The organism is Rhizobium grahamii CCGE 502, assembly GCF_000298315.2.
In the GTDB taxonomy this organism is placed as follows: domain Bacteria; phylum Pseudomonadota; class Alphaproteobacteria; order Rhizobiales; family Rhizobiaceae; genus Rhizobium; species Rhizobium grahamii.
Window position 1 is genome coordinate 1 of record NZ_AEYE02000001.1, and the last position, 22,650, is coordinate 22,650.

The 22,650-nt window shown below is 60.6% G+C and carries 18 protein-coding genes and 1 pseudogene; 11 read left to right on the top strand and 8 right to left on the bottom strand.

Features of this window, described 5'->3' with window-relative positions; translation table 11 throughout:
- The 5 genes and pseudogenes from RGCCGE502_RS37830 to RGCCGE502_RS00020 form a co-directional block, all read right to left on the bottom strand.
- Positions 1–131 (bottom strand): aldehyde dehydrogenase (locus RGCCGE502_RS37830; RefSeq protein WP_016552101.1); only part of this gene is annotated, 131 nt, incomplete at its 3' end.
- Positions 132–294: 163 nt separating this feature from the next.
- Positions 295–597 (bottom strand): annotated as a pseudogene (locus tag RGCCGE502_RS00005) (putative quinol monooxygenase).
- 28 nt (positions 598–625) lie between these two features.
- Positions 626–1,309 carry a type 1 glutamine amidotransferase domain-containing protein gene (locus RGCCGE502_RS00010; RefSeq protein WP_016552104.1) on the bottom strand — a complete coding sequence of 228 codons (684 nt, stop codon included), beginning with the start codon at positions 1,307–1,309 and terminating at the stop codon, positions 626–628.
- A gap of 49 nt (positions 1,310–1,358) precedes the next feature.
- On the bottom strand, positions 1,359–2,414 hold the full coding sequence (locus tag RGCCGE502_RS00015; protein ID WP_016552105.1) for an NAD(P)-dependent alcohol dehydrogenase: 1,056 nt from the start codon (positions 2,412–2,414) through the stop codon (positions 1,359–1,361).
- 15 nt (positions 2,415–2,429) lie between these two features.
- Positions 2,430–2,858: a GlcG/HbpS family heme-binding protein gene (locus RGCCGE502_RS00020; RefSeq protein ID WP_016552106.1), complete on the bottom strand. Its 429-nt coding sequence runs from the start codon at positions 2,856–2,858 to the stop codon at positions 2,430–2,432.
- Between the two features lie 583 nt (positions 2,859–3,441).
- On the opposite strand from RGCCGE502_RS00020, the gene RGCCGE502_RS00025 reads away from it, so the two are divergent.
- The gene (locus RGCCGE502_RS00025; RefSeq protein ID WP_040673822.1) at positions 3,442–4,665 is read left to right on the top strand and encodes an MFS transporter; all 1,224 of its coding nucleotides are present in this window, start codon (positions 3,442–3,444) and stop codon (positions 4,663–4,665) included.
- A 298-nt stretch (positions 4,666–4,963) separates the two neighbouring features.
- Positions 4,964–5,269: a putative quinol monooxygenase gene (locus RGCCGE502_RS00030; RefSeq protein WP_016552108.1), complete on the top strand. Its 306-nt coding sequence runs from the start codon at positions 4,964–4,966 to the stop codon at positions 5,267–5,269.
- Positions 5,270–5,278: 9 nt separating this feature from the next.
- Here the strand turns inward: RGCCGE502_RS00030 and RGCCGE502_RS00035 are convergent, their stop codons facing one another.
- Positions 5,279–8,149: an ATP-binding protein gene (locus RGCCGE502_RS00035; protein ID WP_016552109.1), complete on the bottom strand. Its 2,871-nt coding sequence runs from the start codon at positions 8,147–8,149 to the stop codon at positions 5,279–5,281.
- Positions 8,150–8,562: 413 nt separating this feature from the next.
- Between RGCCGE502_RS00035 and RGCCGE502_RS00040 the strand changes: the two genes are divergently transcribed.
- The 9 genes from RGCCGE502_RS00040 to RGCCGE502_RS00080 all read left to right on the top strand — a co-directional run bounded on the left by RGCCGE502_RS00040 (position 8,563) and on the right by RGCCGE502_RS00080 (position 20,090).
- Positions 8,563–9,591, top strand: coding sequence for a substrate-binding domain-containing protein (locus RGCCGE502_RS00040; RefSeq protein ID WP_016552110.1), 1,029 nt, complete (start codon positions 8,563–8,565; stop codon positions 9,589–9,591).
- Positions 9,592–9,758: 167 nt separating this feature from the next.
- Complete coding sequence (locus RGCCGE502_RS00045) at positions 9,759–11,285, top strand: sugar ABC transporter ATP-binding protein (protein ID WP_016552111.1); 1,527 nt, start codon at positions 9,759–9,761, stop codon at positions 11,283–11,285.
- A gap of 16 nt (positions 11,286–11,301) precedes the next feature.
- Positions 11,302–12,291 carry an ABC transporter permease gene (locus RGCCGE502_RS00050; protein WP_016552112.1) on the top strand — a complete coding sequence of 330 codons (990 nt, stop codon included), beginning with the start codon at positions 11,302–11,304 and terminating at the stop codon, positions 12,289–12,291.
- 1 nt (position 12,292) lies between these two features.
- Complete coding sequence (locus RGCCGE502_RS00055; protein WP_016552113.1) at positions 12,293–13,300, top strand: sugar-binding transcriptional regulator; 1,008 nt, start codon at positions 12,293–12,295, stop codon at positions 13,298–13,300.
- Positions 13,297–14,292 carry an aldo/keto reductase gene (locus RGCCGE502_RS00060; RefSeq protein WP_016552114.1) on the top strand — a complete coding sequence of 332 codons (996 nt, stop codon included), beginning with the start codon at positions 13,297–13,299 and terminating at the stop codon, positions 14,290–14,292. The genes RGCCGE502_RS00055 and RGCCGE502_RS00060 overlap by 4 nt, the downstream gene beginning before the upstream one ends.
- A 12-nt stretch (positions 14,293–14,304) precedes the next feature.
- A complete protein-coding gene (locus tag RGCCGE502_RS00065; protein WP_016552115.1) occupies positions 14,305–16,053 on the top strand; it encodes a glycerol-3-phosphate dehydrogenase/oxidase in 1,749 nt (582 codons plus the stop codon).
- Entirely contained in the window at positions 16,026–16,868 is an 843-nt protein-coding gene (locus RGCCGE502_RS00070) for a class I fructose-bisphosphate aldolase (protein ID WP_016552116.1), read from the top strand. Before RGCCGE502_RS00065 ends, RGCCGE502_RS00070 begins: the two co-directional genes overlap by 28 nt.
- A gap of 70 nt (positions 16,869–16,938) precedes the next feature.
- Positions 16,939–18,468, top strand: coding sequence for an FGGY-family carbohydrate kinase (locus tag RGCCGE502_RS00075; RefSeq protein WP_016552117.1), 1,530 nt, complete (start codon positions 16,939–16,941; stop codon positions 18,466–18,468).
- 2 nt (positions 18,469–18,470) lie between these two features.
- Complete coding sequence (locus RGCCGE502_RS00080) at positions 18,471–20,090, top strand: GMC family oxidoreductase (protein WP_141652280.1); 1,620 nt, start codon at positions 18,471–18,473, stop codon at positions 20,088–20,090.
- 354 nt (positions 20,091–20,444) lie between these two features.
- On the opposite strand, the gene RGCCGE502_RS00085 is transcribed toward RGCCGE502_RS00080, so the two are convergent.
- Both RGCCGE502_RS00085 and RGCCGE502_RS00090 read right to left on the bottom strand, forming a co-directional pair.
- Complete coding sequence (locus tag RGCCGE502_RS00085) at positions 20,445–21,695, bottom strand: glycosyltransferase family A protein (protein ID WP_016552119.1); 1,251 nt, start codon at positions 21,693–21,695, stop codon at positions 20,445–20,447.
- A 137-nt stretch (positions 21,696–21,832) separates the two neighbouring features.
- Positions 21,833–22,591 carry a TylF/MycF/NovP-related O-methyltransferase gene (locus RGCCGE502_RS00090; RefSeq protein WP_016552120.1) on the bottom strand — a complete coding sequence of 253 codons (759 nt, stop codon included), beginning with the start codon at positions 22,589–22,591 and terminating at the stop codon, positions 21,833–21,835.
- Positions 22,592–22,650: the final 59 nt, after the last annotated feature.

Genomic DNA, 22,650 nt, shown 5'->3' on the forward strand with positions numbered 1-22,650 from the left:
TTTTGAATGCCATCTATCGCGCGATGGGTTTCAACCAATGCATCGGTGTAGGGCTTGCCCCCTTCTCGTGCGATGCGTACCGCGAACGTCTCGCCTTGCTGCAAAACCAGATCTGCAAGGCGCAGGAGCATCGCCTTACGTTGGTGCGGCTTTAGCCACCCGCGTCGGTCTAAAAGCGTTTGTGGGCGACGGTCAGCTTGCGTTCGAGAGCTGCGGCGTCGTCTGTCGGCAGATCGGCGATATGTTCGCGATCATAGGCTTGCACCACTTTGAGCATGAGACCCTCCGTTCCGGTTACTCCCCGAGCGCGGCAGCTTCCAAGACAAGCGCCGAGCGATCCGCCAACGCCGGAACTTGGGCGAGATAGGCCTAATAGTGCTGAGTCTGGCGATGGTCGTCGACCGCCTCTGCGTCACGATAAAGCTCATCGAGCAAGTAGCGCGCGGGCATTGAGGTGTCTCGCCATATGTCCCAGCGCAAATTGCCTGGTTCCGCCCGACAATGCGGCACCAGGCCGATCAGCAACTCGCGCAGTTTATCCGCTTTGGCGGGATGCGCAGTCAGGCTGGCGGTGATTTTCACGAATGATTGCGGCATGGTGGTTTTCCTGTCTGATGTCGATGCCTCAGGCCGGGGAGGCACGGTCTCGCAAGGCCCCAAGCAGTTTCTTCCCGAGCTCCCCTGCCGAAGCGGGATTCTGGCCCGTAATTAGGCGGCCATCGACGACAACATGCGGCTGCCAATTGGCAACTGACGAGTATTCCGCGCCCTCGGCTCTGAGCGCGTCCTCAAGTTCGTAAGGCACGTCCTCGCGGGCATAGTCATATTCCTCTTTCTTAGAGAAGCCCGTCAGCTTTTTGCCATGGACGAACGGTTTGCCGTCTCCAACGTCTACGCCGAGCAGCGCGCAGGGCCCGTGGCAAACGGCGGTCACCAGCTTGTCTGTCGTCCAGGCGCGCGCGATCGCCCGCTGCACCTCCGCATTTCGCTGAATGTCGACCATCGGTCCCAATCCGCCGGGCACAAGGATGGCATCGTAGTCGGCGGCGTCGACCTCGCTAAGTTTCCGGCTGCGGTTCAGCCGTCGAAAGGCCTTGCTCGCGAAGAACGCCTTCTGGGCGGGGTCCTTTTCGTCATACGCGTCATAGGGCGTCCATCCGCCGGCAGGTGAGGCAAATTCCACGGCAATGCCCGCGGTGTCGAGCACATCGAACGGGTGGGCAACTTCCGCAAAGAAAAAGCCGGTTTTCCGACTCTGCGGTCCGATTACAGCTGCATTGGTGACGATGAACAGGACATGCTGGGTCATGATTGTCTCCTAAACATATGATTCGGCTTGGTTCTCGCAGTCCGTGCCGTCAGAATGTGACCACGGCACGCCCGACGATCTTGTTGTCCCGCATGAGATCGATGTATTCGTTGATATCCTTGAACGAGATCGTCTTGATCGTGTGTTGGATCTTGCCCTCGGCAGCCAGCGCCATGACCTCGATGAGATCGGCGTTGTTTCCCCAGAAGGAGCCGTGAAAGGTTTGCTCACCCGAGACGCGTGGAAACAACGGAATGTTGATCCGGTCGTCGATGAAGCCGACGTCTGCGTAGTGCCCGTTGATCGCCAGGCGCGAGAAGGCAAGCTGCATCATCTCCGTCGCGCCCGCGCAGTCGATGATCGCGTCGAACTTGTCCTGGCCGGTCGCCGTCTTAAGCTCTTTCCCGACATCTTCCGACGACTTGCCCTCGATCGCGATGACGTGGTCGGCGCCATATTTCTTGGCGACCTGGAGTTTTTCTTCGTTCCGGGCGACGGCAACGACTGGGCCGCCCGCGCCCAGCAGCTTGGCATATTGGACGGCATAGGTGCCAAGGCCGCCGATGCCGAACACGCCGACTACCTTATCGGGTCCCAGACCACCGGCATTGCGGATCTTCTTGAGCCCGCGATAAGGAGTTAGTCCGGCATCTGTCAGGGGTGCCAGTTGCTCGAACTTGAGGTGCTTGGCGACCTTGATGGCATAGCGTGCCGGCACCGGGATGTATTCGGCAAAGCCACCATAAGGACCAAACCCCGGCCAACGGACATTGGGGCAGATGTGCGTATTGCCGACCTGGCAATGCTTGCAGACGCCGTCGCCCCATCCGGGCGAGACGACGACGTGGTCACCTTCCGCAAGGCCCGAGGCCTTGGCAACGACACCGCCGATCTTCTCGACTGTTCCGGTGATCTCATGACCAGGAATGACGGGGGGCGGAATATCGCCATAGCCCTGGAAGAAGCCATCAATAAGCAGCACGTCCGAGCGGCACATGCCGCAAGCGGCGACCTTCACGAGCACCTCGTCGGGCTGAATGCCGGGAACCTTGATGTCCTCGAGGACGAGGGGCTTCTTGTATTCAAGAATGCGCGCTGCCTTCATAACTGGTCTCCTTTGTCAGGTTGGATTTGTCATGATCGCGCTGGCTGCCGCCTCAGCGACCGCGATGTCCTGCTCGACCGAACCGGCGCTTGCGCCGACGGCACCGACAATCTGATCGTCGATCGTCACAGGCAAACCGCCACCGAAAATCACCACCCGGCCATCGTTGCTCTGCTCTATCCCGAACAGCGGCGCGCCTGGCTGCGCCAATTCAGCGAGATATTCGGTCGTCTTGTTGAACATCCGAGCCGTCTTCGCCTTTCCGATGGCAAGATCGATGCTACCTTCGAGCGCGCCGTCCTGGCGCGCGAATGCGATCAGCGCGCCCCCGGCATCGACCACGGCGATGTTGTAGGGGATACCAAGCTTGGCCGCCTTGGCCTCAGCCGCCTGGAGCATCTGCTTGGCGTCCGACAAAGTCAGTGTGCTCAGCGCGCGAGGCATGCTCCCTCCTCGATCCGATGGTTCTCGACCAATCCGGTCCAGGCGCAAGCAGGCATGGCCGCCAAGGACCACCGAAAGCTCGAACCCGCTCAGTGCTGTCGGGCCGTAACCTGTCGGATTTCGCTATCCACCCGGCCCACCACATTGGTAGCATCGCTCAAGGATGGTCGCCGGTTAAAAGAGGTGAATCTTCTGTCGTGAGGATATCAGGCTTGATCGGCAAGGAATGGACGCAAACCCGAGCGGCGTTGCCGAACCTGTTCGTCGAGGGAAGCGACCTCAAGATCAAATAGCGCGACCCTGCGCCGCGCGCTCTGGGCAAGCGGCAACATCGTCAATCAAGGTCGGTTGGGATGCCGCAGTGCGCCTTCATCTCTGTCTTCGACATGGTAGTCGTCGTATCCAAGAGGCGGACATTGCGGAGACAGCACGGTTCTCATCCGATCGGCCGCCTTCCAATAGGTTCCGCCGATGTTACGACTGTGGTCAATCGTACATGAGTTGCTGACAGAGATGGATTGCGCATGCACTTTTGCGCAGCGATTCGGTTGCCGAACGACTGGTTTCGACGAAGGAAGCCTTTATGAAGGGAACGGACTTCTCCGAGTTCACGAGCGGCTGGCGGATCGTTCTAGCCAGCCTACTTGGAACGGCTTTTGGCTTGCCTGCCATCCCGTTCTACACGGTCGGCGTCTTCGCGCCGATTTTCGCGAGAGAATTCGGCTGGTCGTTCGCGACAATTTTTGGCGGCCTGTCGTTGTTGGCCGCCTCAGTTCTGGCGATCGGGCCATTCTTCGCGATGTTGATCGACAGGTTGGGAGTGCGCCTGGTGGCGTCAACCTCGTTGTCGTGCCTAGGCCTGAGCTATATGACGCTTGCGGCATCAAGTGGCTCGATCGGTCAATATTATCTCTCGTGGCTGGCCATCGCGATTTTCGGGTTGGGGGCGACGCCGGTCGTCTTCACGCGGGTGATCAACAGTGCGTTCGAGGAGCGTCGGGGTCTTGCCCTTGGCATCGCGCTGTCCGGCGCAGGCCTGTTCGCCTTCGTGGTGAAGCCGCTGGCTCAATTGCTGATCGAGACCGGCGGTTGGCGTATCGCGATCCTCATAGTGGGCGCCATGCCGATCCTCATAGCTTGTCCGATGGTTCTGTGGGGCTTTGCCGGATTGCGTAGCAGGAATGTCGACGCTCGACCGGCGCCAGGCAAAGCGTTGGAAGGCATGACCGCACGCGAGGCCTTTCACTCGCGCTCGTTCTGGCTTCTGGCAATCGTCTTCATTCCGATGTCCCTTGCCGTCGCGGCTCCGCTCCCCAACATTGAAAACATCCTTCGTTCGCTGCGGCTTTCGCCGACGGAAGTTGTCCAACTCGCCTCGCTTGTCGGAATAGCGGCCGTGACCGGTCGACTGATTGGCGGCGTTTTGGTCGACAGGTTCTGGGCGCCCGCGGTTGGCACGGTCATATTGACGCTCGGCGCTGTTGCCTGCTTCATCCTTTCGCTGGACGATGTAGGCTTCTCCATGGCTTGCATCGCCATCCTATTACTCGGCCTGGTATCTGGAGTGGAATTCGACCTGATGGCCTATCTGGTTTCCCGCTATCTCGGGATGCGGAGCTACGCCACGACCTATGCGACACTATACGGCATCTTCGTGGTAGGCGCTTTCGTGGGTCCTAGCCTGTTTGGCTACGCGTTCGATAACACGGGCACCTATTCGGGCATCCTCAAAGCCTGTGCGGTGCTGCTCATCGGTGGCGCGACAGTGGTTCTTTTCCTGGGGCCTTATCCGGCCCGGAGAACCTAGGCATTCGCCTGGCACCAGCGGCCGATCCAGGCTGTTGCGTAGCCACTTCGGTTTTTACGTCTTTTAACCAGCCGATCCGCAACCCTCACGATATCATCTCGGCAAATTTCCCGAACGGCCGGCATCGGTCCGCCGGCGAGACATCAGGAGTTTGACACGATGAAACGCTCAATCTGGATATTGCTCGCTGCCATCACCGCTTTCGCTCCAGTCGCCTCTGTTGCCGCCGAAAAACCAGTCGCACGCCAGAGAGGTCGCAGCCTTCATCGAAACTGCCGATAAATAGCGGAACCGGATCATGCCCTACGTCAAGATCATGGCCACCTTGCTTGCCAAGCCCGGCAAAGCCGAAGAACTCGAGACGCTGCTCTTTGCTATGGCGCCCGACTGCAGGATGGAGCCGGGCAATCTGCGATGGGATGTCTGGCGGGATCAGGCGAAAGCCGACCGCTACATTCTCGATGAACTCTATATCGACAACGCCGCGGCAGCGGCGCACCGCGCGACGCCGCATTTCAAGAATTACCTGTCCAGAATCCATGACCTCGCCGAGCGGACCGCCTTTGTCCTCGACCCGGTTCTGGTTGCGAACAAGAATGGTTAGGTTCAAGAGTCAATCAGGATAGGTGTTCTGCCGGAGAGCTTCGAGAAGTTGACGCGCCTTTACCACGTTCCCGCAGGGCAATAGGTCATCGAATTCGGCGCAAACGGGCGACAGCAGTTCTGCCGCTGCCGCGTGCCGGTCGGCCTCCACCCATAGTTCCGCTAACGCCGTCGACGCCCGAAGCTGGAAGAAAAGCGCACCGCTTTCCCTTGCGGTTTCCGCCGCGAGCAGCAGCGTTTCCGAGGCGCCCGACAGGTCGCCATCCAGCCGCTGCAGCATTCCGCGCACGCGCAGTAGCTCCGGTCGGGACCAGTGTTCGCCCTGCCGATCGGCGCGGTCGAAAGCGGCGCTCAGGCAGTCGCGGGCCAGCGCGATGCGGCCGTCGCGCAAGGCAGCTTCGGCGAGAATGGCGAGATAGAACGGCACCCGAACAAGGAAGTTGCTGGCGACGAGTTGCTCAATTCCGAGGTGCATCGTGTCGACCCCTTCGGGGTCGCCTTCCATGCTCCCAACGACGCCATGGTAGAAAAGACAGACCGGTCGCCAGATCGCGATTTCGCGCAAGGTAAGATTGCGGGCAAGCGCTGCGACATGCAGGCGTGCAATTTCGGTATCACCGGACCACACGGCGATAGGTAGGGCGGCCTGTGCCAGGGCGTTGGAATGCGAGACCGTATGGTTGAGTGCGAGACTATGGTCGAGCGCGTCCCGCAGTGCCGCCGTCGCCTCAGCGCGATCTCCCGCCACCCAGGCTGTCATCGCCAATGCCACCCGGACCGACACGAATCGGTCCATCTGAAAGCGGGCGACGGCCGAGCGCTTGGCGGTGGTGGCATTGTCGTGCGCGAGTCGCTTCAGGTCGCAGTGCGAGCGCTTTACATCACCGCGATAGAAGACGGCCGTCAGCCTGACCCGTTCTCCCTCCACGATAGCCAGACGTTCATCCTCCCCGCATGCAAGTTTGGCAAACTGCTCAAGCGTCGCGATCGCCTGCCTGTGCCGCCCAGTGAAGCTCTGCAATATGCCGAGGCCCCACAAAGTTCGAAGCTGATAATCGATATTGTCGATCTCGCGCGCCAGTCGGTTGGCCTCCGCCCAAGCCGCGTCGGCTTCGGGCCCGAGATGATCGGAGAAATTGAGACCTGAGGCATAGGACGCGATGAGCTTCATCCTGACAGCGGGATCGCAGCGCGACAGCGCTTCCGTGTTTTGCAGCGCGCGCTCGACAAATCGCCGGCTTTCAGCGACGGTCGACAATTCGTCCCAAAGCGGAATTGCTGCGGCGGTAAGGCGCACGCCCACCTCCGGTTCGGCGCCTTTGCCAAAACTCCAGTTGATCGCCTCGCGCAAGTCGTTTGTTCGATGTGCGTAGCAAGCGGTCCATTCGTTCCTGGGCCTCCAGGGCCACTCCGCCTCAGCTTGCTCGAACAGACGGAGAAGGTAGCGCGCATGGCGCGACCGGGCGTCTGCGGCTTCTCCGCTCCTGTCCAACTGCTCCGCCGCGAAGCTGCGGGTGCTATCGAGCAGCCGATAGCGTAGCCTTTCGACGTCGTGCGCGGCCGACAAAAGCGATTTCGCCGCGAGGCTTTCCGTGCAAGTCGCAATCTCCTCGATGCCTCGGTCGGTGTAGTCGGCCACGCCGATGACATCGGAGAGAGAGAAGCCTGCCGAAAACACCGATAGGAGGCGCAAAAGTTTGGCCTCATCCTTGGACAGGAGCTGATAGCTCCACTCCAAGGTGGCGATCAGGGTCTGGTGTCGTGGCGGGGTCGCCGCAGAGTTGGCGACAAGTGGCTCGAAACTGTGTTCGAGCAGAACAAGCAGGGTTGTCGGTTTCAATAGCGGCAGCCGCGATGCGGCGAGCTCGATTGCAAGCGCAACACCGTCCAGACGTCGGCATATGGCTGCCACCACTGGCGCGTCGGCATCATCGAGTTGGTACCCGCAGGCTTCGTTGACGCGTTGAACAAAGAGCTGGACAGCGGGGAAGGTCAGGGCATCCGTCCGGTTCTCTCCGCGGTGTTCGTCTGGATAGCGGAGCGGAGACAGGCGATAGACGCTCTCCGACCGTGATCGAAGTGGCTCCCGGCTTGTGGCGATGATGTGAAGGCCCGGAAGCGCAAGCGTAAGGTGTTCCGCGATCGCCGACGCGGTGCTGAGAACATGCTCGCAGTTGTCCAGCACGAGCAGCATTTCGTGACTGCGCAATGCCTCGACGATCCCGGCAAGCGTATTCGCCCATCTGCCGCCGATGCCCAGCGACGTCGCTATCGTCACCTCCACAAGCTGGGGATCGCCGATGACGGCAAGATCCACAAAACAGACACCGTCCCGATAGTTGTCCAGAAGGCTTTTTGCCATGGCGACAGCGACAGTCGTCTTGCCGACTCCCGCTGGTCCGACAACGGTTACCAGTCGGCTTTCCGGTAGCCTGGCGACGAGTTCCGCAACGACGTCGTGGCGACCGACAAGTTGCGGCAGGCGGGGCAACTGGCGGATGAAAGCGTTGGCCGGATCGAAGGAGAGGTGCGGCTGGTCTCCACCATAGATGCGCAGGGGCGCAACGAAGCGGTAGCCGCGGCCGGTCACGGTGGCAATGCACGATCGGCCTGAAGGCGCTTGTGGAAGCGCACGGCGAAGCGCGGCGATGTTGACTTTCAGGTTGCTCTCATGAACGAAAGTGTTCGGCCAGGCGAAGCTCATCAGCTCGTCCTTGCCGACGACTTCCCCCGCACGGCTGACGAGCAATTGGAGCAGATCGAGAGCCCGGCTTCCCACACGCAAAGGGTTGTCGCGAAGCATCAGCACTTGACGGTCCGGAATGAACCGATAGTCACCAAAGCAATATGTCTTGCCGTCTGATTTGCCGGATCGTTCCATGCGCTCTCAGATGATTTCGCTGTGAACGTGCTGTCATGAGTTGCGCCGAACGAATTCAAGGCTCAAACTGGCGCTTGCCAGCGAATTTAGCCGCTTTTCGCGCCAGCGTCACCCACCCGTGTCAGCTCAACAAGTGAAGACGTTCATCATGGCTGATGGCACGATCACGCTGCACTCAGGAAACAATAACACCTCGCGGTACAGCGCTTGTATTGCTGGACCTGTTGCGCCGCAGTCGTCGCAATAATGATCTGAAATATATTTCACTGCATGAATTATATTGACATGCATTTTGTCTTCGCCTTTATTGTTCTCATCGAACTTCGAGGAGGAAGTTCGGTTTCAACGCGATCAGCGGCGTCGGTTTGACGCCCTCGGGCTTTTGGGAGGGGCTTCGGCCTCGAGGAGGAATCTTGCGCAAATTTTTAGGCTCGACCGCATTGGCGGTCCTTGCAACAACGCTTTTTGCCAGCACGGCGTCGGCGGAGACCGACAATCCGTTCCGCTGCAAGCCGGGTGAAAAATACGTCATGAACGTCATGGTTTCGGGCGTCGAATACTGGTTCCCGGTCTATGAGATGTTCAAGCAGGCCGGCCAGCAGTTCGGCTGCGAAACGGCCTATACCGGCACGCCGGAATATGACGTCAACAAGCAGATCGCCACCTTCGACCAGGCGCTGGCCCAGAACCCCGCCGGCATCCTCGTCCATCCGATGAACTCCGATCCGTTCATCGAGCCGATCAACCGCGCCATAGACCAAGGCACGGCCGTCGTCACCTTCGCCGCCGACTCGCCGCTTTCCAAGCGCGTTTCGTTCATCACCTCGGACAACAATCGCGAAGGAGTCTATGCCGCCGACGCGATTGCCGAGAAGATGGGCGGCAAGGGCGAATATGCGGTTCTGGAAAATCCCGGTCAGGACAACCACGACAAGCGCATCACCGCCTTCATCGGCCGTATGGAAGAAAAGTGGCCGGACATGAAGCTGGTTGGCCGCGCCGCTTCCAACCAAGACCCGACCAAGGCCTACCAGGGGCTTTCGAGCCTGATTCAAGCCAATCCGAACCTCGGCGCAGTCTTCATGCCAGAGGCGAACTCCGCGATCGGTGCCTCGCAGGCGTCCAAGGAAAACGGCGGCAAGGTTCTCGTGATGTGCGCCGACGTCAACGCCAACATCCTCGATATGATCAAGGCCGGCGAAGTCTTCGGATCGATAAACCCGAACCAAGGCATGCAGGGCTACATGGGCTTCATGCTGCTGTGGCTTGCAAAGCACCCGGAACTGATCGACCCGATGAACGACGCCAAGCGCTCGGGCTTCAACCCGATGAGCATCCCGGTCGTCGACAACGGCCTTTCGATCGTCACCGCCGAAAATGCCGACGACTTCTATTGGGACAAGTACCTGAAGCGGCGTGGCACGAAGGGAATCGAGGAATAAGGGCAGGGGGCTCTTCTCCCCGGCTGGATGAGGGGGCTGGCTCTAAGCATGCCGCACAGTCTCCTCATCGCCTCGCGAACTTAGCACTTCTCCCCGCTGGGGGAGAAGCGTCAGATTACAGCAGCCGCATCGATCTGTTGCCGGCTATGAAGTAAGGGAAAATGACAATGGCGGAGCCGGTGCTCACCATTCACGGCATGACCAAGCATTTCGGGGCGGTGAAGGCCTTGACCGATGTCAACTTCACGCTCGAACGCGGCGAGGTTCATGCGCTGTGTGGCGAAAACGGCGCCGGAAAGTCGACCCTGATGAACATCATCGCCGGCGTGCTGCAGCCGACCGAAGGCGAGATCCGCGTCGATGGCAAACCCGTGCGCATTGCTTCGCCGGCTGCTGCGCAATCGCTGGGCATCGGTCTCGTGCATCAGGAAATCGCACTTTGCCCGGATGCGACGGTGGCCGAAAACATGTTCATGGCGGCAATCAACCGCCGACGCACCCCTTTCATGAATTACCGTGCCCTGGAGCGCGATGCCCAGGCGGTGATGAACCGGCTCGCCGCCATCGATGTGCGCCAGAAGGTCGCCGATCTACCGATTTCCAGCCAGCAGCTTGTCGAGATCGCCAAGGCGCTGACGCTGGACTGCCGCGTTCTGATCCTCGATGAGCCCACTGCTGCGCTTACCGAAACCGAGGCGCAACAGCTCTTTTCCATCATCCGCGATCTCAAGGCGAACGGCATCTCGATTATCTATATCAGCCATCGCATGGCCGAGATCTTCAGCCTCTGCGACCGGGTGACCGTATTCCGTGACGGCCGTTATGTCTGCACCGACAACGTCGCCGATGTCACGGCTGACGACGTGGTGCGCCGCATGGTCGGTCGCGAGATCACGCAGCTCTATCCCGACAAACTCGGAGCGGGCGAGGAGCCGAGCGAGATGATCCTTGAAGTCGATGGCATCAGCGACGGTGCGCGTTTTCATGACATCAGCTTCGATTTGCACAAAGGCGAAATCCTCGGCATTGGCGGCCTGATCGGCTCCGGCCGCACAGAAATCGCCGAGGGCATTTGCGGCCTTCGTGCGCATACGTCCGGCGAGGTCCGCCTGCATGGCAAGTCTCAGGCGATCCGCGCCTATGCCGATGCGGTCAAGACCGGCATCGTCTATCTGTCGGAGGACCGCAAGGGCTCGGGCATTTTCCTGGAAATGTCGATCGCCCAGAATATCTCGGTGCTGAACCTGAAGGCGCTCACCAATCATGCCGGTCTGCTCAACGGTCGCGCCGAGGCGGCGCTGGCGGAGGATTTCGCGCGGCGGCTGGCGGTGCGCATGGGCGGCGTCGAGGCGCCAGTCAAATCGCTTTCGGGCGGTAACCAGCAGAAGGTGGCGATCGCCAAGCAACTTGCCGTCAATCCCAAGGTGATCCTGATGGACGAGCCGACACGCGGCATCGATGTCGGCGCGAAAGCCGAAATTCACCGGCTGCTGCGCGACCTCGCGCGCGCGGGTATCGGTATTGTCGTCATCTCGTCGGAAATGCCGGAGCTGCTCGGGCTCTGTGACCGCGTAATGGTCGTGCGGGAGGGGCGCATGGCGGGCGAGCTTGGCCCGGAAGACATGACGGAAGAAGCCGTGATCCGCCTTGCCTCGGGGGTCAATGCGGCAAGGACGGCAGATCATGCCGCGTAAGGAGGGGGAAACGGGAATGGCAATCGACACGATCGCGGCGGACATGCCGAAAACCGGACACTGGAAACGCATCGGCACTATGCGCGAGGCGGGGCTGATCGCAATCATCCTGGTGCTCTGCGCCATCATGAGCTTTGCCTCTCCGCACTTCCTCACGTTCGGCAATTTCCGCGCCATGCTGATGAGCTTTTCTGTGGAAGGCATCGTCGTCGTCGGCATGACGATCCTGCTCATAGTCGGCGGTATCGATCTCGCAGTCGGCTCGGTCGTCTGCTTTGCGATGGTGCTCTCCGGTTCGCTGTTCCTTGCCGGATTGGACCCGTGGACGGCCTCGCTAGTCGGCATTCTCGCCAGCGGTTTCATTGGGGCGATCATGGGTTTCTTCGTGACGGTGGTCGGGCTCAATCACTTCATCACCTCACTTGCAGGCATGGTGATCGTACGCGGGCTTTGCCTGATCATAACCAAGGGCACGCCGCTCTCGCTCTTCACGCTACCGGCAAGTTTCAAGGCCGTAGGGCAGGGCACGTTCTATGGTGTTCCCTACGTGATCCTGATCTTCGTCGCTGTCGTCATCCTGTTCGATTTCCTGCTGCGCCGGGCGACCGCCTTCCGCAAGGTCTTCTACACCGGCAGCAACGAGAAGGCGGCACTCTATTCCGGCATCCGCACCAACCAGGTGAAGTTCTGGGTGACGGTTCTCTGCTCGACGCTGTCAGGTGTCGCAGGTGTCATCTATATGTCCCGCTTCGGTGCCGCGACGCCCACTTTCGGCGTCGGCATGGAGCTGAATATCATCGCGGCGGCGGTTATTGGCGGGGCTTCACTGAACGGCGGCTCGGGCACGATCTTCGGCGCCATCCTTGGCATCGCGCTGCTCTCGGTCGTCACCTCGTCGCTGATCCTGCTCGATGTCTCCGTCTATTGGCAGGACATGATCAAGGGGTGCATTCTGCTCACCGCCGTTTCCATCGATCATTTCCTGCACAAGCGGAAGGCCGCCTGATATGCCGATCGCCAAACTGAAACCCAAGACCACAGCGCCACGCGAGGAAATCGTCATCGCGCGCCAGATGCACCAGGCGCTGGTGCTGCACTTCCTCGAAGGTTTGACGCAGTCGCAGATTGCCGACCAGCTCGGCATCTCGCACGCCACCGTCAACCGGCTGATCAAGCGCGGCCGCCAGCTCGGCCTTGTCGAGATCAAGATCAAGTCGCCGGTTGAACCGCTGGTGGACATGGAAGAGCGCCTGCTTTCGCTCGGCGGCATCCGCCGCGCCGTGGTGGTGCCGACAGTCTCCGACAATCCGCAGACGGCGCTGCAAGCGGTTGGGGAAGCTGCGGCTCGGCTGCTGCTGGAGGAAATCGCCGATGGCGACACGATCTGCATTACCGGCGGCAAGGGTGTCGGGGCCGTCGTCGCCGGCCTGCAGCCCGCCCGCCGTTTCGACGTCGAGGTGATCCCCGCGACCGGCTGCGTACAGGGCAAACACTATACCGACGTCAACCACGTCTCGACGCTGATGGCCGACCGGCTCGGCGGACGCTCCTACCAGATCCACGCGCCGCTCTTTGCCGATGATGCCGTGCAGCGGGACATGCTGATCAACATGCGCGCCGTCGCCGATGTCTTCCGGCGGGCGCGGGAAGCCAAGGTCGCGGTGGTTGGTATCGGCTCGATCCTCAGCACGGACTCGACCTATTACGACCTGCATCCTTCTTCGAGCGAGGACCGCAAGGCCATTGAACATTCCGGCGCGAGTGCGGAACTGCTCGCCCATCTGCTCGATCGCGAGGGCCGGGTCTGCGATTACAGCCTGAACCGGGCGCTGGTTTCGCTGACGCTGGAAGAGTTCGCCTCGATCCCGACGAAGATCGGCGTCGCAAGCGGCCTTAACAAGGCCAGCTCGATCCTGAGCGTGCTGCGCGGCAACCATCTCGATACGCTCGTCACTGACGAGGCGACCGGGGCGCGCATTCTTGAAATTGCATCCAAGGAAGGGTTTTCGGCATGAGCGGCGAACAGTTGATCCGCGAGATCGGGCGCTCGGGCGTCAAGGCATCCGCCGTCGGGCTCGGCACCTGGGCGATCGGCGGCTGGATGTGGGGCGGAACGGACGAGGCGCAATCCATTGCCGCCATCCAGGCGTCGCTCGATGCTGGCGTCACCCTCATCGACACGGCCCCGGCTTACGGCCTCGGCCGCTCTGAGGAGATCGTTGGCAAGGCGCTCACCGGTCGGCGCGACAAGGCTGTCATCGCCACCAAGTGCGGCCTCGTCTGGCATACACAGAAGGGCAAGCATTTCTTCGACCAGGATGGCAAGCCGGTTCACCGCTATCTCGGGCGTGACTCTATCATCCACGAAGTCCAGGAAAGTCTGCGCCGGCTCGGCACGGATCATATCGACCTCTACATCACTCATTGGCAGGACGCGACGACGCCGGTCGAGGAGACGATGCTGGCGCTAGAGGAGCTGAAGGCGGCCGGCAAGATCCGTGCCATCGGCGCCAGCAACGTCGATAAGGCCGAGCTTCAGCAATATGTTCAAACTGGATCGCTCGACGCGATCCAGGAGCGGTTCAGCATGATCGATCGCAAAATCGAGGCGGACCTGCTGCCACTCACTGTTCAAAACGGGATTTCGACGCTCAGCTATTCCTCGCTGGCGCTCGGCCTGCTGTCGGGCACCATCGGGCCGGATCGCATCTTCGCAGGCGACGACCAGCGCAAGGGCAATCCGCGCTTTTCCGTCGCGAACCGGCAGAAGGCGAAGGCGTTTTCCGACGCGATCCGGCCGATCGCGGAGCGGCATGCGGCGAGCATCGCGCAGGTGGTGATCGCCTGGACGCTTTCGCAGCCGGGCGTCACCTTTTCTCTCTGTGGCGCGCGCAATCCGGCGCAAGCACTCGACAATGCACGGGCTGGAACGCTCAGGCTTTCTGCGGACGATCTTTCGGCCATTGACGCGGCGCTGGCTGCGAAACTGGCTAACATGGACGGATAACAGGCTGTCATCATGAACCGTGAAGAGACATTGGACGGGCTCCGCAAGAGCCCGAAGGTGGACGTGTGCGTCCTCGGCGGCGGCATCAACGGGCTCAGCGTCTTTCGCGAGCTGGCGCTGCAGGGCGTGAACGTGCTGCTGGTCGAGAAGGGCGACTATTGTTCCGGTGCCAGCGCTGCGCTCTCGCGCATGGTGCATGGGGGGCTGCGCTATCTCGAAAACGGCGAGTTTAGCCTTGTCCGGGAATCGCTGGTCGAGCGCGACCGGTTGTTGCGCAACGCCCCCCACTACGTCGCACCGCTGCCGACCACTGTTCCGATCTTCGACGTCTTTTCGGGTCTCGGTAACGGCGTCGTGCGTTTCCTCGGCCTCACTCGCCGCCCGAGCCGCCGCGGCGCCATCACCATCAAGGCGGGGCTCAGCATCTATGATTTTCTGACACGCAAGCGCGCCCTGATGCGGAAGCACCAGTTTCGCGGCCGCCGCAGCACGCTTGCCAAATGGCCGGCGCTCAACCCGGCGATCCGCAGCGCCGCTACCTATTACGATGCCTGGGTCAGCCACCCGGAGCGCATCGGTATCGAAATTTTACGCGACGGCCTCTCGACCGACACGAACGCCTCCGCTCTGAACTATGCGACGATCGAGCAGGCTCCAGCCGGAGGTTTCCTGCTGCGTGACGGGATTTCGGGCGAGATGCTGACAGTCAAGCCATCCCTCGTCATCAACGCCACCGGCGGCTGGATCGATATCGCCAATGGCACGCTCTTTCCGCAGGCGGCTCGTCCCGTGCCGCTGATGGGCGGCACCAAGGGCTCACATCTGATCATCGACCATCCCGGTCTGCGCGACATGCTCGACGGCCACATGATCTATTATGAAAATGAGGACGGCCGCATCTGCATCCTCTTTCCCTATCTTGGAAAGGTGCTGGTCGGCTCGACCGATATCCGGGTGGATGACCCCGAAACGGTGCGCTGCGAGGCAGACGAGCGGGATTATATCCTGCAATCACTGGCATTCGTGCTGCCGGGCATTTCGATCCGGCCTGAGGAGATCGTCTTCCAGTTTGCTGGCGTTCGGCCTCTGCCGGCAAGCAATGACAGCTTCACCGGCCGTATTCCGCGCGATCATTTCTGCACGATGCTTGAAGGCCGCGACGGCGAGCCGCCGGTCCTCTGCATGATTGGCGGCAAGTGGACCACTTTCCGTTCCTTTGGGGAACTGGCGGCCGATATGACGCTGGAACGGCTCGGCCGAAAACGTCGCATTGATACCGCCGAGCGTGCCTTCGGGGGTGGACGTGGCTTTCCAGGCAAGCCGAACCTCTGGGTCCATCAGCTCGCTGAGGCGACGGGCATCACCCTCGATCGCGCGGAAACGCTCTTTGAACGCTATGGCACGGACGCGCAGGAGGTCGCCCACTTTATCGTGTTGGAACCGGACTATCTTCTGCCTCATGCCGGCTACAGCACCCGCGAGTTCATCTATCTCATCCGTCACGAAGCCGTGGAGCATCTGGACGACCTGCTCTTGCGGCGCACAACACTCGCCATCAGTGGTGAACTTTCGCTCGACACGACCGACGCCGTGCTCGCCATCCTCGCCGTGGAAAAACGCTGGCCGCCGCAGCGCACCGCCGAGGAGCGAACCCGTTTTCTGAACCTCCTGAACGACCGTCACGGCGTTTCGGAGGAAGCCCTTTCCGCAAGGAACGAACAAAGGAGTGAATTATGCGAGACAACCGCAAGGTCCGGATGAACCGGCTGTTCGGCAACGGCCGTTGCCTGGATGTGGCGATCGATCATGGCGTCTGCAACGAGCCATCCTTCCTCGATGGGCTGGAGAACATGCCCGCCGTGCTGAAGGCGCTGGTCGACGCGAAGCCCGATGCGATCCAGATGAACTATGGTCAGGCCGACCTGTTGCAGGACCTGCCCGGCAAGGACAAGCCGGCCCTCGTCATGCGCATCGACATGGGCAACCCCTATAACCGCATCCGCCACCGGGATATGTGGGCCGTGTTGCAGAACGAGGCCGAGCCGCTGATCGGCGCGCTGCAGACGGATGCGGCCTGCGTTGTCGTCAATCTGTTCATGCTGCCGGATGAGCCTGATCTTTTCCGCCAATGCGTCCAGAACATTGCCCGCGTTCGCGCCGATTGCGAGAAATACGGGATGCCGCTGATGATCGAGCCGCTGGTGATGCAGCCGGTGACTGAGCACGGCGGCTATATGGTCGATGGCGATGCCGACAAGATCGTGACGCTGACGCGACTTGCCCGCGAGATGGGTGCCGATATCGTCAAGGCCGACCCGACGACCAACCCGGAGGATTTTCACCGTGTGGTCGAGGCGGCACGCTGCCCGGTTCTCGTGCGCGGCGGTGGCAAGGAGGACTTGTCCGCCGTCTTCGCCAAGTCCGCCGCCTTGATGCGGCAGGGTGCGGTGGGCATGGTCTATGGGCGCAACGTCTACCAGCATGCCAATCCGAGCGCCGTCGTGCGCGGCCTGATGGCGATCATCCACGAGGATGCGACTGGCGAAGAGGCTTTCGCACTTTATCGGAAGGGGTGATGGAAGCGGGGGCCTGTGTTTTCAGCCGGAATCGCGCAAAACTCTGCCAGAACCTTGGGAGGGGTTCGGAATGGAAAAATATCTGTTGGGGCTCGATGCCGGAAACACCGTCATCAAGGCTGTAATCTTTGATCTCAACGGCCGGGAGGTGGCCTACGCCGGGGAGGAGGGGCATAGTCGTATGCCGTACCCCGGTCACGTGGAGCGCGACCTCGGCGAACTCTGGGCCAATGCCAAACGGGTGATCCGCACCTGCCTAGACAAGGCCGGCATTGCTGCCACGGATATCGCTGCGATCGGCTGTGCTGGCCATGGCAATGGTCTTTATGCGCTCGATCGCGATCGTCAGCCGCTTCTCGGTATCCAGTCGCTCGATACGCGCGCGACCGGACTTGTCGAGGAATGGGCAGCGGAAGGGGTCGGCGACCGCACAGCGCCGATCGCGCGCCAGCGCCCTTGGCCCTCCCAGACGCCGACTCTGCTCGCTTGGCTGAAGCGCCACCGGCCGGACCTGTTCCAGCGCATAGGCACGGTGTTCTTCTCCAAGGATTTCGTTGTCAACCGGCTGACCGGTAGCCGCGTCAGCGAAGTTTCCGACATGTCCGGCGCCGGCTTGCTCGACCTTGCGGCCCGCCGCTATGACAGGACACTGATGGCGGCCTACGGCCTCGCAGACAGCATGCACATGCTGCCGCCGCTGATAGAAAGCGCCGATATCGCGGGACATGTGGCGGAAGAGGTGGCGGCCGAAACCGGGCTTGCGGCAGGCACACCTGTTATCGGCGGGCTGTTCGATGTCGTGGCGTCGGCGCTCGGCTCGGGCGTGTCGCGCACCGGCAGCGCCTCGATCATTGCCGGCACCTGGAGCATCAACCAGGTGATCATCGATGGTCCCGATATTAATGGCCCAGTCTTCATGTCCTCCACCTTCGATCGCAGCCGCTATATGGCGATGGAAAATAGCGCGACGTCGGCCGCCAATCTCGAATGGCTGGTGCGAGAGTTCTTCGAAGGGGAGCATGAGGAAAGCATCTCGCCCTTCGATGCGGCCTGCGCGCTTGCTGCCGCGGTCACGCCAGCGGCCGACGATCCGCTCTATCACCCCTATCTCTATGGCGCCCAGCAGGATGGCCACGCGCGGGCCGGCTTCTACGGCATGGCCGGCTGGCATACCAAGGGGCACCTGATCCGGGCGCTTCTGGAAGGCGTCGCCTTCGGCCATCGCCAGCATATCGAGACGATCCGCAAGGCAGGCGCAACCTTCGAGGAGGCTGTGCTCTCCGGCGGCGGCTCGCGCAGCAAGCTCTGGCCGCAGATCTTTGCGGATGTCCTCGGCGTTCCTGTTACCGTCGCCGTTTCGCGGGAAACCGGGGCGCTCGGGGCTGCGATCGCGGCCGGGACGGGTGTCGGCCTGTTTGCCGATTTCACCGAAGGGGCCACCGCCATGGTCCGCACCGATCGGCGCTATCAGCCGAACGGCGCGCTGTCGGCCCACTACGACCGTCGCTATGGGCTCTACAAGGATGTTACTGTGGCGATGACGCCGCTGTGGCGGCGCCTTTCGGAAGCGCAAAGCCCCGCGACAGGAGTTGCAGCGTGACCATGCCCATGAATGAAACGCTGGTGGATGAAGGCAGCTACGATTTCATCGTCGTTGGCGCGGGGTCGGCCGGTTGCGTACTGGCAAACCGGCTCTCGGCCGATCCGAAAAACCGGGTGCTGCTGCTCGAAGCCGGCGGCTCGGATCGGTATCATTGGGTGCATGTGCCGATCGGTTATCTCTATTGCATGGGCAATCCGCGCACCGACTGGATGATGAAGACGGCCGCTGAAAAAGGTCTCAACGGCCGCGTCCTCAACTATCCGCGCGGCAAGGTGCTCGGGGGCTGCTCCTCCATCAATGGCATGATCTACATGCGGGGGCAGGCGGCCGATTACGATGGCTGGCGGCAGGCGGGCAACGCCGGCTGGGGCTGGGATGACGTGCTGCCCTATTTTCTGAAGTCGGAAGACAATTATCGCGGCAGATCGGTCATGCACGGCGCGGGCGGCGAATGGCGCGTCGAGCGCCAGCGGCTGTCCTGGCCGATTCTCGATGCGTTTCGCGATGCCGCGGAAGAACTGGGTATCCGAAAGACCGACGATTTCAACGACGGCGACAACGAAGGGTCCGGCTATTTCGAGGTCAATCAAAAGGGCGGGCTACGGTGGAACACGACGAAAGCCTTCCTGCGGCCGGCGATGAAGCGCCGGAATTTGCGCGTGCTGACCGGCGCCGAAACCGAGCGGCTGGAATTTGACGGGAAGATGGTAACGGGCGTGCGCTTCCGCCTGAAAGGCCGATCCTGTATTGCGCGGGCGTCACGCGAGGTCGTGCTCTCGGCCGGGGCGATCAACTCGCCGAAAATTCTGGAGCTCTCGGGGGTCGGCCGGCCGGATGTTCTTTCGGCGCTCGACATTCCTGTCTTGCATGATCTTCAAGGCGTTGGCGAAAATCTGCAGGACCATCTGCAAATCCGCACCGTCTTCCAGGTCGAGGGCGCACGCACGCTGAACCAGCTCTACCACAACCTCTTCAGCCGGGCCGGCATGGGCCTGCAATATGCAATCAGCCGCTCCGGTCCCTTGTCGATGGCGCCGAGCCAGCTCGGCATTTTCGCCAGAAGCGATCCGGCCGTTGCGACGGCCGATCTCGAATATCACGTCCAGCCGCTCAGCACCGACCGTCTTGGTGAACCGCTTCATCGTTATCCTGCCGTAACTGTCTCTGTCTGCAACCTCCGGCCGGAAAGTCGCGGCGCGGTGCACATGACGACTCGTGATGCCTCGGTCGCCCCTGAAATCCGTCCCAACTATCTGTCGACCGCGGGCGACCGGCTGCTCGCGGCAAATTCTATCCGCCATGCGCGCAGCCTTATGGAAACGAAGGCTATCTCCCGTTTTCGACCGCAGGAGATGCTGCCGGGCCGGCAATATCAGAGCGATGACGAGTTGATCCATCGTGCCGGTGATATCGCCACCACGATCTTTCACCCTGTCGGCACCTGCAGGATGGGAAGCGATCCGATGGCGGTGGTGGATGCAAATCTGCGCGTGCATGGGCTTGAGAAGCTGCGCGTTGTTGATGCCTCGATCATGCCGACGATCGTGTCCGGCAATACGAACTCCCCGGTGATCATGATCGCGGAAAAGGCAGCGGAGATGGTGCTGAGGAGGCACTAGCTGGACGATGCTTTCTTCCATCCACCTAGACATTCGGGAGCATCTACAAGTGCCCCAGATGTTCAAGTTCAGCACTGTGCCAATGGTCAACGCGCCGCACACATCTGTCGCGATGCAGGCTTTTTTGTAAGTCTCTGGGTAATTAGGCGCCCGCAACCAAGCGGGCTTCTTACGCTTATGCTAATCGCCCCAGCGGCGCTCAAAAGGCGGCCTTGACAGGCCCGACGCAACGACGGCTCGCCGCCCGCCTGCCGTATCGCTCGTCTTTGTGGCGCCCGCCTTGCGTTAAGTCGCGTAAAGGTCCCGCAATATTCGGGCCGAAAACGATATGCAGCTCACCGATCGGTCAGCAGACTAAGTCACTACCGACGACACCATATCGCTTTCGCAAAAGACCATGTTTGGCCTGTATCCGTTGTTCAGGAAAGCGTCGCGTCCAGCAGCATTTGACGTAAATACCGCTGCGGCGGACGTTATTTCGGGGGTGTGCTTGGTCGGGGTCGGAAGTATCGCAATGCTATCGTTGAGGCCAACCTCGATAAGAAGGCTTGCGAGCGACTCGACGGATGAGACCTGATCAAGGATCAGGTACTTCAGGCCTGACGCGGCATTCACCTTTTGCGCCAGCGTTTGCACCGCCACCATCAAGGGCAGCCTCTCACGGACGTCTTGGACCTCGGGATGTTGGCTGCAGCCCCCATAGCACATTCGCGCAAAAATCTCGTAAGCCTTGATATATTCGCCTCGTTCGAACCACATGCGCAATGCCACCGACATTCGACGCATTGTAAAGACTTTGCACGCCTCCTCGTATTGCGCCGATTTTGCAGGCGAGAGGTCAATCTGGCCCCGTTTCGAGCCTAAATAGAGAAAGTATTCGAGGCCACCTCGATAGCGGTCCCATCCTGTCATTGCCTCGTCGTTGCCGGCCTGAGCGCGGTCCCGCACGACAGCGGTGCGCGCGACGGATCGATAGAAAGGCTTCTCGAGAAAAGCGACCGCGCCGACATCGAGCAAATGGGCAAGATGGGAGAATGCCCAGAAGCAAAAGTCTTTCGGCACGAAGGCCGACCTCAAGGCCGACGTTCTATAGATAGCGATCTCCGGAAAAATGTGCCGCTTTGTCATGAAGTCGAAGACGTCGCTGAAGCTTCGGCGAGAGAATTTGCGATTCTTTTCAATGGTGTAGAACAGACTGACATCGACCCCATCGATGGCGTCGTACATAGTCCACGGGGCATAACAGGCGACCGTTTCGGGATTGATGTTGAGGTAGACGATGGCCGCCCGCAGGTTCTGGAAATTGAGAAGATCGTCGTCGGCAAGATAGAGAGCGTATTCTCCGATCGCTTGCTGATAGGCGTTTGCGAGGTTGGGCCAACCTCCGCCGTTCACCTCACGCCTGCAGTACTTGATAGGCAGCCCCTGAGAGAGAAACTCCTCAACGACCGTCGCCGTGTCGTCGGTAGAAGCGTTGTCCGAGATCACGATTTCATACGGAAAATCGATAATTTTCTGTTCTACGAAAGTGGTCAGCAGAAAGCGTAGGAAGGCCGCGCGATTGTACGTCGGTATGCAAATGCTCAACTTGGTCTTTTTTTCCATTATTGCGTTCCGCTGTCGTATTCGCGCGCTCGCGCCGTCCTGCTCAGTCTTTGGCCGCCCATCCAAGGTGGCCCCGCTCTGTTGACGTGCGCGACCAGACGCCGGTGAGATCTAGTGCCCGGCGTTCCTTGTCGATGTCACTTGACCAGCCATGCTCCCGGTGCGTTTGCCCAGGGAAATCTTGATAAGGGTTTGTCGATCTTCCTGTTGCGCGCGAATTCGTCCCAAGCGAGCGTTTCGCCGGGCCACTTGCTTGTCGCGTATTCATCGAGGATCAGCACGCCACCGGGTACCAGGCGATCCCAGCATTGCTCGAGGATGATGCGCGTCGGCTCATAGATGTCGACGTCGAGATTGAGCAGACAGAAGCGCGCCTCGGGATTTTCTTCGAGCCAGCGAGGCAAGGTCGTGCAAATGTCGCCCTTGACGATCGAGCCGCGATTGCTGGGGATCACTCCATCTTCATTGTGGAGCTTGAGCAACGCCTGAAACTCCTCCAGGAAGCTCCCGGAGCTAAGGCCGCCGACTTCCTTCTGGATGTTCGGATCAACCACGCCGTCCTCGTTTGCAAGGGTAGGAAAGCCATCGAACGTATCAAAACCGATGACCTTCTTATGCGTGGCCGTTGGCGTGAACGTCTCGAGGAATTTATGCCAGCTGAAGAACGATTTGCCGAAATAGACGCCGAAATCCGCATAGTGTCCGGGCAGATCTACCGTGAGCTTGAAAAGCTCATAGTGGGCAAGCTGGCGAATGAAAGAACGGCGGCTCGCATAGACCGGGAACAGATCCAGGTAATGCCGAATTTCATGCGGCCATCTCTTTGCGAGTTCATCAAGCTTCGAGAAGAAGACGCTCTCGCCGCCGGAAGGATAGTAAAATGTGTCGGTAGCCATTCAGTTTTCCTGCTCGTTACGTGATCGCTTCAAAACGTCGTTGCGTTCGAAGCGGAGGT

Excerpts from the sequence above, each read along its gene's own strand:
- RGCCGE502_RS00070 (WP_016552116.1), top strand. The coding sequence starts at position 16,026 with ATGCGAGACAACCGCAAGGTCCGGATGAACCGGCTGTTCGGCAACGGC.
- RGCCGE502_RS00015 (WP_016552105.1), bottom strand. The coding sequence starts at position 2,414 with ATGAAGGCAGCGCGCATTCTTGAATACAAGAAGCCCCTCGTCCTCGAG.
- RGCCGE502_RS00065 (WP_016552115.1), top strand. The coding sequence starts at position 14,305 with ATGAACCGTGAAGAGACATTGGACGGGCTCCGCAAGAGCCCGAAGGTG.
- RGCCGE502_RS00045 (WP_016552111.1), top strand. The coding sequence starts at position 9,759 with ATGGCGGAGCCGGTGCTCACCATTCACGGCATGACCAAGCATTTCGGG.
- RGCCGE502_RS00075 (WP_016552117.1), top strand. The coding sequence starts at position 16,939 with ATGGAAAAATATCTGTTGGGGCTCGATGCCGGAAACACCGTCATCAAG.
- RGCCGE502_RS00030 (WP_016552108.1), top strand. The coding sequence starts at position 4,964 with ATGCCCTACGTCAAGATCATGGCCACCTTGCTTGCCAAGCCCGGCAAA.
- RGCCGE502_RS00085 (WP_016552119.1), bottom strand. The coding sequence starts at position 21,695 with ATGGAAAAAAAGACCAAGTTGAGCATTTGCATACCGACGTACAATCGC.
- RGCCGE502_RS00090 (WP_016552120.1), bottom strand. The coding sequence starts at position 22,591 with ATGGCTACCGACACATTTTACTATCCTTCCGGCGGCGAGAGCGTCTTC.
- RGCCGE502_RS00060 (WP_016552114.1), top strand. The coding sequence starts at position 13,297 with ATGAGCGGCGAACAGTTGATCCGCGAGATCGGGCGCTCGGGCGTCAAG.
- RGCCGE502_RS00050 (WP_016552112.1), top strand. The coding sequence starts at position 11,302 with ATGGCAATCGACACGATCGCGGCGGACATGCCGAAAACCGGACACTGG.
- RGCCGE502_RS00010 (WP_016552104.1), bottom strand. The coding sequence starts at position 1,309 with ATGACCCAGCATGTCCTGTTCATCGTCACCAATGCAGCTGTAATCGGA.
- RGCCGE502_RS00020 (WP_016552106.1), bottom strand. The coding sequence starts at position 2,858 with ATGCCTCGCGCGCTGAGCACACTGACTTTGTCGGACGCCAAGCAGATG.
- RGCCGE502_RS00035 (WP_016552109.1), bottom strand. The coding sequence starts at position 8,149 with ATGGAACGATCCGGCAAATCAGACGGCAAGACATATTGCTTTGGTGAC.
- RGCCGE502_RS00055 (WP_016552113.1), top strand. The coding sequence starts at position 12,293 with ATGCCGATCGCCAAACTGAAACCCAAGACCACAGCGCCACGCGAGGAA.
- RGCCGE502_RS00025 (WP_040673822.1), top strand. The coding sequence starts at position 3,442 with ATGAAGGGAACGGACTTCTCCGAGTTCACGAGCGGCTGGCGGATCGTT.
- RGCCGE502_RS00080 (WP_141652280.1), top strand. The coding sequence starts at position 18,471 with ATGCCCATGAATGAAACGCTGGTGGATGAAGGCAGCTACGATTTCATC.